Here is a 10,446-nt window from a genome sequence, read left to right on the forward strand (position 1 = left end):
CGAAGGGGTAGGGCTTTTCGCGGTCGATGTTGAGCAGCGGGCCGCCGGTGACGTTCAGATTGAAGGGCTGGGCGTTGAGGGTCCCGTGGCCATCCATCTGGAAGCCGCGGTTGGACTGTCCCAGTTGCTCCTTGGCCTCCACCGTCCCTGTGAATCTGAGCTTGCGCTCGTCGTCACGGAAGACGAGTTGGCCGCCGTCGATCACGAATTTGCGGATCGGCGGCAGGCGCAGCGGCTCGTCGGGCTTGGCGCCGTCCGAGAAGTCCCAAGTGGCACGGCCCTCACCGTCGCGATAGAGCGCCGCGCGCGGCCGGTCGAACTCCAGCAGGCGCAGGTCCAGATGGCCGCCGAACAGGGCCATCAGCCGGATCTGCACGGCGATCTTGTCGATGTCGGCCAGGTCGGCGTTGCCGGCCCAGGCCGGATTGGCGATGCGCACGCCTTCCACAGTGGCGCTGGGCTGCCAGGACCACAGGTGGACGCGCAGGTTCCCGTCGATCCTGACCTGACGGTGCATACGGCTTGAGGCGATGGCCGCGACCGGACCCCGGAACCAATTCCAGTCCCAGATGGCGACCAGGATCGCGGCCGCAGCCGCCAAGGCCAGGAAGCCCCCGGCCGTCCAATAGAGCGCGCGGCGCGGCCTGTGCGGGGTCAACGCTTCTTCCTCGCGCTCACCCGATGGGGGTGTCGTGGCGGTTTCAGTGGTCAAACGATCTCGCTCCGCAGCCCCCAGCCCCGTCCAAACGCACAACGGCCGATTAGGCGCCGCCTAGTGGGTGACGCCGCGTCCCGACAGGGCCGAGACCGCCGTCGCCGCCAGAATACGCAGGTCGAAGGCCAGCGACATCCGCTCCAGATATTCGCGGTCGAGACGCGCCTTCTCCGGGATCGGCAGCTCGTCGCGGCCGTTGATCTGCGCCCAGCCGGTCAGGCCGGGCCGAAGCGCATCGACCCCGTCGGCCGTCCGCAGCGCCACGAGGTCGTCCTGATTGAACAGCGCCGGTCTTGGCCCCACGAGGCTCATGTCGCCCTTCAGCACGCTCCAGAGCTGCGGCAACTCATCCAGGCTGGTGCGGCGCAAGAAGCCGCCCAGCGGCGTCACCCACTGATGAGGGTCGGCCAGCAGGTGCGTCGCCACGTCCGGCGCGCCGGTGCGCATGGTGCGGAACTTGGGCATGGCGAAGATGCGGTTCTTCCGCCCCACGCGGCGTGACCAATGCAGCGCCGGCCCCGGGCTTTCCAGCCGGACGGCCAGCGCCAGGCCGGCCAACAGCGGCGACAGCAGGACCAGCCCCGCCAGACCGCCGGCGATATCCAGGCCCCGCTTCAAGGCCGCTCCCACCCGCTACGCCGCGCCAACCCGCGGCACAGCCGGTTGTAGGCGCAGCCGAGGCGCCTGTCAGTCGGCCTTCGGCGCGGCGGCCTTTTTCTTCGCCTTGGGCGCGGGGGCGGCCGTCTCGGTGACGGCGTCGGCGATGGCGATGGCCTCGGCCGGAGCCTCGACCGCGGCGGCGGCCGCCAGCGGCTCTGCAGCAAGAGCTTCCAGCACCGGCGAGATCGGCGCGGCCTCGCCGCCCACGGGTTCGAAGTCCGGCGTGGCTTCAGCCAGGGCCTCGAGGACCGGCGCGGGCGAGGTCTCCTCGACCAGCTCTACGACGGCGTCCGCGACCGGTTGCACAGCCGATTCCATGGCAGTCGCCGCTTCGATCAGGGGCTCCACGATCGCCTCTGCGGTCGGCGCCGGAACCGCCTCGGCGGCGGCCTCGAAATCCTCGACAACGGGCTGGACGGCCTCGACGGCGGACGCCGCCAAGGTCTCGAGCTCGGCTTCCATCGCCGTCTCAGCCTTCGCGGCCGCGCCGAACATCGCTTCCAGGTTTTCAGGCCGCGTCCAGCGGGTCATCCACCACCAGGTCGCCCCGGTGACCGCCGCGCCGGCGAACAGGCCCCAGAGCGGCGAAGCGAAGCCGATGGGCGCCCGCATCAGGGTTTGCGGCTTCGCGAGATTGTCGGATTCGGGAGCGAAGGACATGGCGATCTCCTGCAGCGGATTGTGCGCCGCAACATAACATGTCGAGCGATCTCGCAAGTGCGAAAGATCCATGAAAACCGATTTGTGATCGTGGCGCCGCGCGAACAGGCGCCTGGCGCTTAGAGGCGATAGACCCGCGAAGCGCCGCCCTGCCCCAGCGCCTCTGCCGTCCAGCCGCAGACCGCCTCCAGCACGCCGCCCATCTCGGCGGGTCCGTCCAAGAGCACCAGGGCGCAGCCGTTCATCTTCAGGGGATCGGTGAGCGGCCGCATCCGCGTCTCGGCGACGACCAGCGGCCCCGGCTCGGCGTCCTCCAGGTCACGCAGGAAGCCGTCAAAGGTTTCCAGGTCTTTCAGCGGCAGCCAGACCAGCGCCATGGCCAGACGGTTGCGACGGCGCACCTCCGCCAGGGTCTCGACGATGCGGGCGTAGTCGTCGGCCCGCTCGAAGGGCGGGTCGATCAGGATCAGGGCGCGGCCCGATGCCGGCGTCTGGGCGGCTGCCGCGTCGTAGCCGTCGGCCAGAAGCGTTCGGACGGCGCGCTTGCCCTGCATCCGGTCGCGAAGCGCGGCGTATTCATCGGGCCGCAGTTCGCAGGCCAGGTAGCTGTCGCCGGGCCGCAGCGCCTCGGCGATCAGCCATGGTGAACCCGGATAGCGTCGCGGCGGACCCCCGCCGTTCAGCTTGCGCACCGCCGCCGTCAGCGGCGCGAACGCCTGCGGCGCGCCCTCCGCCCCCATGAGCCGGACGATCCCGGCCTGCGCCTCGCCCGACTTCATCGCCTCGGGCCCCGTCAGGTCGTAGAGCCCGCGCCCCGCATGGGTGTCGATCACCGTCAGCGGCCCCGTCTCGCGAGCCAGACACGCCAGCAGTTGCAGCAGGGCGGCGTGCTTCACCAGGTCGGCGAAATTTCCGGCGTGGAAGGCGTGTCGGTAGTTCAAGGGTGAAGCCTCGCAGGAACCGTGGCCGCGCATACCACGTTGGCCGAGCCAAGGTGGAGGCGCCTCATGGCCAAGGACATGTCCGACCGCGTGGTCCCGGCCAGCGAACTGCGCGCCGCCCACCTGACCTATGTCAGCGATCTCGATCCCGGCGTCCGCCGCAGGAAGGCCGGCCATGGCTTCGACTACCTCGACGCCGAGGGCAAGCCGATCGACGCCGAGCCGACTTTGGACCGCATCCGCAAGCTCGCCATCCCGCCGGCCTGGACCGACGTCTGGATCGCGCCAAGCGAGCGCGCCCACATCCAGGCCACCGGCCGCGACGCCAGGGGCCGCAAGCAGTACCGCTATCACGACCGATGGCGAGCGGTGCGCGACGGCGGCAAGTTCGAGCGCCTCATCGCCTTCGGCCGCGCCCTGCCGCGGCTGCGTCGTCAGGTCGAACGCGATCTCGCTCGCCGGGGCCTGCCCCGCGAAAAGGTGCTGGCCGCGGTCGTGCGGGTCATGGAGATCACCCTCATCCGCGTCGGCAACGAGGAATACGCCAAGACCAACAAGAGCTTCGGCCTGACCACCCTGCGCGATCGCCACGCCAGGATCGGCTCCGACCGGGCGGTCTTCGAATTCCGCGGCAAGAGCGGCAAGCTCCATCGCACCGGATTCAGCGATCGCCGCCTCGCCCGCATCCTGAAGGCCTGCCAGGATCTGCCCGGCCAGCGCCTGTTCCAATATCTGGACGACGAGGGACACCGCCATTCGGTGGAGTCCGCCGACGTCAACGCCTACCTGCACGCCGCGATGGGCGAGGATTTTTCGGCCAAGGATTTCCGCACCTGGGCCGGCACCCTGGCCGCCGCCCGCGCTCTGGTGAGCCTGCCGGATTGCGCCGGCGCCGGAGACGCCAAGAAGAATGTCGGCGCCTGCGTAAAGGCCGTGGCTGGCGTGCTCGGCAACACGCCCGCAGTCTGTCGCAAGGCCTATATCGACCCGGCCGTCCTGGCCGCCTATGAGGCGGGAGAGTTGCCCCTGAAACCGGTTGGCGGCGACCGGGCCTTCGAGTTGACGGTTCTGAAGTTCCTCGAACAGGCGAAAGCCAGGGCCGCCTAGCCTTCCCTCGCGTCCGACGCCTAAGGTCGCGGGCAAATATCGGAAGGGAAGACTTCATGCTGCCCCAGCGCCTGCGCTTCGGCGCCTTCATCGCGCCGTTCCATCCGATCGACGAGAACCCGACGCTGGCGATCCAGCGCGACCTGGAGCTCGTGGAATGGTTGGACCAGTTGGGCTTCGACGAGGCCTGGATCGGCGAGCACCACTCCGCCGCCTATGAGCTGATCGCCAGCCCCGAGGTGTTCATCGCCGCGGCCGCCGAGCGGACCAGGCACATCCGGCTCGGCACCGGCGTTTCATCCCTGCCCTATCACCATCCGCTGATGCTCGCCGACCGTATCAACCAGCTCGACCACATGACCCGCGGCCGGGTGATGTTCGGCGCGGGGCCCGGCGCCCTGGTGTCCGACGCCTTCATGATGGGCATTCCGGTCGCCAAGCAGCGCGACCGGATGGACGAGGCCCTGGGCTGCATCGTGCGCCTGCTGCGCGGCGAGGAAGTCACCCACAAGTCGGAGTGGTTCGAGCTCGACAAGGCGCGCCTGCAGATGACGCCCTATTCGCGGCCTTCGGTGGAGATCGCCGTGGCCAGCCAGGTCTCGCCAACGGGCGCGCGGGCGGCGGGCCAGCATGGTCTTGGCCTGCTGTCGCTCGGCGCGACCTCGACCGGTGGGTTCAATGCGCTGGCCTCCAATTGGGCCATCGCCACCGAGCAGGCCGGCGAGCACGGCCACGTCATGGACCGCAACGCCTGGCGTCTGGTCGGACCCATGCACATCGCCGAAACCCGCGAGCAGGCGATGGAGGACATCCGGTTCGGCCTCGACAAATGGATCTACTACTTCCGTGAGATTGCCAATCTGCCGATCGTGCCGGAGGGCGATGACCCCGTGAAGGCGATGGTCGAAACCGGCATGGCGGTGATCGGCACGCCGCAAGACGCCATCGTCCGCCTGCAGCAGCTTGTCGACCAGTCCGGCGGCTTCGGCGCCTTCCTCCTGATGGCCCACAACTGGGCCAATTGGGGCGCGACCAGGCACTCCTATGAACTGATGGCCCGCTACGTCTTCCCGCATTTCCAGAACCTCAACGACAACCGCCACGCCTCGATGTCCTGGGTGAAGGACAACAAGGAGGAGTTCACCACTCAGGTGCGCGGCGCCGTGGGCGCGCGGATCGTCCAGCACATGATGGAGAAGGGCTCGCAGAACATCCGTCCGGAGATCGTCGCCCTGATCACCGGCGCGGCGGAGACGCCGCCGAAGGCCGACGGTTAGCGGTTGCGTCGGGCGGCCAGGACGCCGCCGCCGAGGGCTCCGGCCGTCGCGAGGGCCATGGAGATCGCGAAGATCGGGTTGGCGATCGCGCCGGTTCCGGCGCTGGCGGCCCCGCTGACCGCGTCCAGCACCGCATAGGCCGCGCCTAGGGCGGCGGCGAACACCACGGCCTTTCGCTGCGGCCGGCGCCGGCCAAGCCCGTAGGCCGCAGCGAACAGCAGGAGCGCGCCGAGCGGCGGGGCCGCGGCCTCGGCGATCTGCGGCGCCTTGGCCGTGTAGAACGCCGGCGGACGGCCCGGATCGATGACGCTTGCATAGGCGAAGATCAAGGCGGTCGTCAGGGCCAGGTTGAGGGCCAGGACCATCACCGCAACAAGCGCCGCCTTCAGGGAATCCAGCGGCTTCATGCGCGCCCCGTCAGCGCCGATAGGAAAAGCCGACCCGGAAGGTGCGCGGTTCGGACAGGCTGGTGACGAAGTCCGCCGTCTTGCCGGTCGCGATCTTCGCATCGGCGATATTGTCCACCGCGGCGTAGATTTCCTCGGCCGGTCCCAGGCTCCAGGCGGCGCGGCCGTCCCATTCGGCCCCCGGCGCAATACGGCGGGTGTTCTGGTCATCGTCGTACTGCGTCGTCACGAACCGGACGAAGCTGCTGAGGGTAAGCTTCTGGGCGGCGCGCCAATCGAGGCCGGCGGTCGCCGTCCAGGCCGGAGTCTGGGCGGGCCTGAGGCCGGTCAACTGCGGCGCGCTGGACCCGCCATCCACGCGAGCGTGGGTGTAGTCGAAGGCCGAGCGCCAATTCAGCGTCGTGGTGATGTCGCCGGACGCATCGGCTTCCACACCCCAGGCGTCGATCTCCCCGGCGTTCTGGCGCTGGAACAGGGTGCCGCCGGCCACGATGAACCCTGCGATGGGGAAGGTCCCCGGCCCCTTCCCAAGCGTGACATTGAGAACCGGGTCATTGATCTGGTTGTAGAAGAGCGTCCCCTGCCAGTGGAACGGGGCGTCCCCGCCGATGCCGCCCTCGACGCCGTAGAGCTTTTCCGGAGTCAGCCCGGGGTTGGCCTCGGTCACGTCATTTCCGACCCGGAACGGCCGGTATAGCTCGTTGAGCGTCGGGGCGCGGAAACCGGCATAGGCCGCCGCGCGCACCCAAAGGCTCGGGTCGACCGTATAGCGGACCCCGATACGCGCCGTTGGCACGGATCCGGACTCGCTGGGCGACGGCGAATTCAAGGTGGTGGCGCCGGTCGCCAGGACGAACTCGTGCAGCCGCCCGTCGTCGGAGGTCCACCGATCGATCCGCGCCCCGCCGGTGACCAGCCAGGGCCCCTGATCATAGGCGCTTTCGATGTAGACGCCGCCTACGAAGGTCTGGCCGCCGGCGTCGCGGCCCATGGTGTACTGGCCGTTCACGACCTTGAACTGCTCGTGATCCGTGCCGAGCGCCCAGCGTCCGTCGACGCCGACTTCCCACGTCGCGACGCCCAAGTGACCCTGATAGGCGGCGTTGACGCCATAGCCCGTGGCCGGCGTCGAGAACTCGTTGTTCGCCGGCGTCGATATCGCCCGGGGCGCGACCACCGAGACCGAGGTGTTGGCCAGATCGCTGGTGCGGGTCCACAGCTGCAGCCGCCAGCCGCCGACGCCCTCGGTGGCCGGCTGGACCAGAGTGATGGTCTCGGCCGTGCCGCTGGCGGTCGAGCGCGCGCCCTCCAAGCCGGCCCCGCGCCGTTCCTCGAACACCTCCGCGCGGGCGGCGACCTGGATGCCGTTGAAATCGTGCTGCACGCGGATGGCGGCGTTGGCGTCTTCCAGGTCAAGCGGCGTGTCGGCGGCGCCTGCGATCTTGCCGCGCACCGGGGTATAGCCGTTGTTGCTCTCGCCCGAGGCGGTGACCAGCACGCTCTCGGTCCCGCCGGAAACGGCGGCGCGATAGGCATTGCGCTCGCCGACGGAGACGTCCATCGCGCCGAGGCCGTCGCGCGCACCGCGCTCCTGCAGGGCGATGACGCCGGTCAGCGCGCCGGCGCCATAGGGGCCCGCGCCCGCGCCGCGCACAATGGTCGCGCCCTCGATGCCTTCCGATGGCAGCGCCGTCCAGATCACCCAACCGCCGAACGGATCGTTCACCGGCGCCCCGTCCAGGGTCACCAGCGCCCGACCCGCGCCGGAGCCGGCGATGCTGCGCAGCGAAACGCCCTGGGTGGTCGGATTGGCCGACAGCGAGCTCGTGCGGCGGAAGAGCGAAACGCCGGGCGCGTTTTCCAGCGCCTGGTCGAGCCGCGGCGTCTGTTTCAGTTCCTCAGGACCGATCTGCACCGCGCTGAACACGGCGTCGCCGCCGAGGGAATGCAGCCTCGGAGCATATACCACCACGACCTCGACGGTCGCCGATGGCGGTGGGGGTGTGTCAACGGCCATTTCGGCTCTTCCTCCCGGGCGCGATGCTGGGCATTCGCCGTCGTTAGCGCTAATCAGCCAGGATGGAGAGCGTAACAGCCAAGGTCGCCATCGTCACCGGCGCGGGCACCGGGATTGGCCGGGCTGTGGCCCTCGCGCTACTGGGCGCAGGTTGGTCTGTCGCGCTGGCGGGACGCCGCGCCGATCGCCTGGAGGAGACCGCATCCCTCGCCGGCGGCGGCGCCGAGCACGCGCTGGCGCATCCCACGAACGTCGCCGATCCGGCCTCTGTGGCGGCCTTGTTCGAGGCGACGAAGGTCCGCTTCGGTCGCCTGGACCTGCTGTTCAACAACGCCGGGACCGGCGCCCCGCCCGTGCCGTTGGAGGAGCTGTCCTTCGAGCACTGGACGCGCGTCGTGGATATCAACCTGAGCGGCGCCTTCCTCTGCACGCAGGCCGCGTTCCGGCTGATGAAGGACCAGGACCCGCGCGGCGGCCGGATCGTCAACAACGGCTCGATCTCGGCCCATGTCCCCAGGCCCCGTTCGGTCGCCTACACCGCCACCAAGCACGCCATCACCGGCCTGACGCGCTCAACGTCCCTCGACGGCCGCGCCTATGGCATCGCCTGCGGCCAGATCGACATCGGCAACGCCGGCACAGAGATGACGCGCGCCATGAGCCAGGGCGTCATGCAGGCCGACGGCTCCGTCGCAGCCGAAGCGGTGATGGACGTCTCCGCGGTGGCTGCCGCCGTGCTCTACATGGCCGGTCTGCCGCTGGAGGCCAATGTCCAGTTCATGACCGTGATGGCGACGCAGATGCCGTTCATCGGCCGAGGCTAGGCGCCTTGTACGGAACAACCCGCGCCCGCTAATTGTGCATCGCAATGCGATTGCTGCGACGCAATATCTTTTCGATTGATCGGTACGGAATCGCGAGTAAACCTGCATCCCAGGCGACAGGTTGACGTCAGTTTCCGACCGCCGCCTAAGAGGAACGCCGGTGAAAGGGGTTGTCAGCAACCTCCATCCGGAAATCAAGCCATGAACCGTATCGTGATCCTGGCGGCCGCCGCCGCCGCCCTCATCGCCCTCCCCGCGAGCGCGGAATCCATCCGCGTTTCAACGGTGGGCAAGACCCCCGCCCAAGTGCGGGCAGACGTCTTCCAGGCCGCTCGCAAGGTCTGCCAGGAAGAGGTGCCGGGCTACGCCTACCGCGTCGAAGCGGCGCGGTCCTGCGTCGACAACACTGTGCGCGCCACCCTCGCCCAATCCAGCGATCCGGGCCTGCGCCTGGCTTCGCGCTAGAGCCTAGTCCGCGAACTGCGGACTGCGTTTCTGCAGGTTCGCCATCACGGCTTCGACCTGGTTGGCCGAGCCGATCAGGGCGCCCTGTTCCTGGCTTTCGGCGAGGAGCACGGCGTGCTGGTCGGCCCAGGCCGCCAGGTTGAGCAGCCGCTTGCCAGCGCGGATGGCGTGCGGGTTCTTGCCCGCGATCTCGGTCGCCAGAGCCAGCGCCTCGGCCCGCGGGTCGCCGCAGACCCGCGTCGCCAACCCCATGGCGACCGCCTCTTCGCCCGAGAAGATCCGACCGGTGAAGGTGAGTTCGCGCGCGACGTCGTCGCGCACAAGGCCGCGCATCAGCACCATGCCGGCCATGTCGGGGATCAGTCCCCACTTGATCTCAAGCACCGCCAGTCGCGCGTCGGCGGCGACGTAGCGAAGGTCCGCGCCGAGGGCGAGCTGGAAGCCGCCGCCGAACGCCACGCCGTGCACCGCGGCGATCACCGGTACAGGGATCTCGCGCCAGACCATGCAGGCCTGCTGGGCGCGGTTGGCGCCGCCTTCGGTGCGCTTGGGGGTCAGCAGAGCGTCGCTGGTCCGCTGCCCACCCGCGCCTGACGCCATCTGCTGGAACGAACCCATGTCGAGCCCGGCGCAGAAGGCGCGTCCCTCGCCGGAGAGCACCACCGCGCGCACCCCGGCCTCGCCCTTCAACCGCTCGCCAGCCGCGATCAGGGCGGAGAACATGGCGTCGTCCAACGCGTTCATCTTGTCCGTGCGGACCAGGCGCACGTCGGCCACGCCGCCCTGGATATCCACCGTCACCCGGTCGTTCATCGAAGTCTCCGTTTCAGGCCGCGCTCAGCAGGTAGCCGACACGCGGGAAGTGCACATGGATCAGGTCGAGCTCGCCGGCGTCGCGGGCGATGATGATCCGCTCCGACGTCGCCGCCACCAGCCGCCCCTCGATCGGGTCGCGGCCATAGTCGTCGGCGCGGACGGCGACCGCGGCGCCGGATTGCAGGCCGGAGACGTCGGCGGGTCCGCCTGCGCCCACCGTCGCCGGTGTCGAGGCCATGGCGACCTGAAGGGCCTCGGCGCCGCTCATTTCGCTGCGCCGCCCGTGGCCCAGGGCCTTCACGCGCTCGCGCCATCCGACGGTCTTTGGCAGGCCGTCCAGCAGGGCGGCGGCCAGCCCCGGCGCCGCGCGGCCCAGCCACCAGACATTCATGTAGGCTGCGATGTCGGCCAGGGAAGGTGTTGATCCACCGAGGAAATCATTGCTCGCCAAGCCGCGCTCGATCCAGGTGGCGTGCGCGCGCCACTGGGCTTTCATGGGCCCCGCCGCCGCCTTCATGGCCGCCATATCGAAGGGCCGGCCGGAGAGCTTCTCACGG

12 protein-coding genes are annotated in these 10,446 nt (G+C 69.4%); 4 read left to right on the forward strand and 8 right to left on the reverse strand.

Annotated elements, in window-relative coordinates:
- The 4 genes from E8A12_RS17420 to rlmJ form a co-directional block, all read right to left on the reverse strand.
- Positions 1-712: AsmA family protein (locus tag E8A12_RS17420; RefSeq protein ID WP_293371140.1), on the reverse strand; the 712-nt coding region annotated here is incomplete at its 3' end.
- Positions 713-772: 60 nt separating this feature from the next.
- Positions 773-1,333 (reverse strand): sugar transferase, encoded by a 561-nt coding sequence (locus E8A12_RS17425; RefSeq protein WP_293371142.1) that lies wholly within the window; start codon positions 1,331-1,333, stop codon positions 773-775.
- Positions 1,334-1,402: 69 nt separating this feature from the next.
- Positions 1,403-2,035 carry a hypothetical protein gene (locus tag E8A12_RS17430; RefSeq protein ID WP_293371144.1) on the reverse strand — a complete coding sequence of 211 codons (633 nt, stop codon included), beginning with the start codon at positions 2,033-2,035 and terminating at the stop codon, positions 1,403-1,405.
- Positions 2,036-2,154: 119 nt separating this feature from the next.
- Complete coding sequence (gene rlmJ, locus E8A12_RS17435; RefSeq protein ID WP_293371146.1) at positions 2,155-2,976, reverse strand: 23S rRNA (adenine(2030)-N(6))-methyltransferase RlmJ; 822 nt, start codon at positions 2,974-2,976, stop codon at positions 2,155-2,157.
- Between the two features lie 66 nt (positions 2,977-3,042).
- Between rlmJ and E8A12_RS17440 the strand changes: the two genes are divergently transcribed.
- Positions 3,043-4,083, forward strand: a complete 1,041-nt coding sequence (locus E8A12_RS17440) for a DNA topoisomerase IB (RefSeq protein WP_293371148.1) — start codon at positions 3,043-3,045, stop codon at positions 4,081-4,083.
- 56 nt (positions 4,084-4,139) lie between these two features.
- Positions 4,140-5,360: an LLM class flavin-dependent oxidoreductase gene (locus tag E8A12_RS17445; RefSeq protein ID WP_293371150.1), complete on the forward strand. Its 1,221-nt coding sequence runs from the start codon at positions 4,140-4,142 to the stop codon at positions 5,358-5,360.
- Here E8A12_RS17445 and E8A12_RS17450 read toward each other — a convergent pair.
- Both E8A12_RS17450 and E8A12_RS17455 read right to left on the reverse strand, forming a co-directional pair.
- A complete protein-coding gene (locus tag E8A12_RS17450) occupies positions 5,357-5,767 on the reverse strand; it encodes a hypothetical protein (protein ID WP_293371152.1) in 411 nt (136 codons plus the stop codon). The two genes, E8A12_RS17445 and E8A12_RS17450, sit on opposite strands and share 4 nt — an antisense overlap.
- A gap of 10 nt (positions 5,768-5,777) precedes the next feature.
- Positions 5,778-7,784, reverse strand: a complete 2,007-nt coding sequence (locus E8A12_RS17455; protein WP_293371154.1) for a TonB-dependent receptor — start codon at positions 7,782-7,784, stop codon at positions 5,778-5,780.
- 62 nt (positions 7,785-7,846) lie between these two features.
- Between E8A12_RS17455 and E8A12_RS17460 the strand changes: the two genes are divergently transcribed.
- Both E8A12_RS17460 and E8A12_RS17465 read left to right on the forward strand, forming a co-directional pair.
- Positions 7,847-8,608, forward strand: a complete 762-nt coding sequence (locus E8A12_RS17460; RefSeq protein ID WP_293371156.1) for an SDR family oxidoreductase — start codon at positions 7,847-7,849, stop codon at positions 8,606-8,608.
- Between the two features lie 201 nt (positions 8,609-8,809).
- Entirely contained in the window at positions 8,810-9,073 is a 264-nt protein-coding gene (locus tag E8A12_RS17465; RefSeq protein ID WP_293371158.1) for a hypothetical protein, read from the forward strand.
- A 3-nt stretch (positions 9,074-9,076) separates the two neighbouring features.
- Here the strand turns inward: E8A12_RS17465 and E8A12_RS17470 are convergent, their stop codons facing one another.
- Together E8A12_RS17470 and E8A12_RS17475 are read right to left on the reverse strand one after the other, a co-directional pair.
- Positions 9,077-9,886: a crotonase/enoyl-CoA hydratase family protein gene (locus tag E8A12_RS17470; protein WP_293371160.1), complete on the reverse strand. Its 810-nt coding sequence runs from the start codon at positions 9,884-9,886 to the stop codon at positions 9,077-9,079.
- Between the two features lie 13 nt (positions 9,887-9,899).
- The coding region (locus tag E8A12_RS17475) for a glutathione S-transferase C-terminal domain-containing protein (RefSeq protein ID WP_293371162.1) at positions 9,900-10,446 on the reverse strand (547 nt) is incomplete at its 5' end.

The sequence above is a fragment of the Phenylobacterium sp. genome (assembly GCF_004799395.1).
Classification (GTDB): Bacteria; Pseudomonadota; Alphaproteobacteria; order Caulobacterales; family Caulobacteraceae; genus Phenylobacterium.

What these genes read in the sequence shown, in the direction of transcription:
- E8A12_RS17440 (WP_293371148.1), top strand. Translation starts at nt 3,043, where the DNA reads ATGGCCAAGGACATGTCCGACCGCGTGGTCCCGGCCAGCGAACTGCGC.
- E8A12_RS17450 (WP_293371152.1), bottom strand. Translation starts at nt 5,767, where the DNA reads ATGAAGCCGCTGGATTCCCTGAAGGCGGCGCTTGTTGCGGTGATGGTC.
- E8A12_RS17455 (WP_293371154.1), bottom strand. Translation starts at nt 7,784, where the DNA reads ATGGCCGTTGACACACCCCCACCGCCATCGGCGACCGTCGAGGTCGTG.
- E8A12_RS17470 (WP_293371160.1), bottom strand. Translation starts at nt 9,886, where the DNA reads ATGAACGACCGGGTGACGGTGGATATCCAGGGCGGCGTGGCCGACGTG.
- E8A12_RS17460 (WP_293371156.1), top strand. Translation starts at nt 7,847, where the DNA reads ATGGAGAGCGTAACAGCCAAGGTCGCCATCGTCACCGGCGCGGGCACC.
- E8A12_RS17445 (WP_293371150.1), top strand. Translation starts at nt 4,140, where the DNA reads ATGCTGCCCCAGCGCCTGCGCTTCGGCGCCTTCATCGCGCCGTTCCAT.
- E8A12_RS17465 (WP_293371158.1), top strand. Translation starts at nt 8,810, where the DNA reads ATGAACCGTATCGTGATCCTGGCGGCCGCCGCCGCCGCCCTCATCGCC.
- E8A12_RS17430 (WP_293371144.1), bottom strand. Translation starts at nt 2,035, where the DNA reads ATGTCCTTCGCTCCCGAATCCGACAATCTCGCGAAGCCGCAAACCCTG.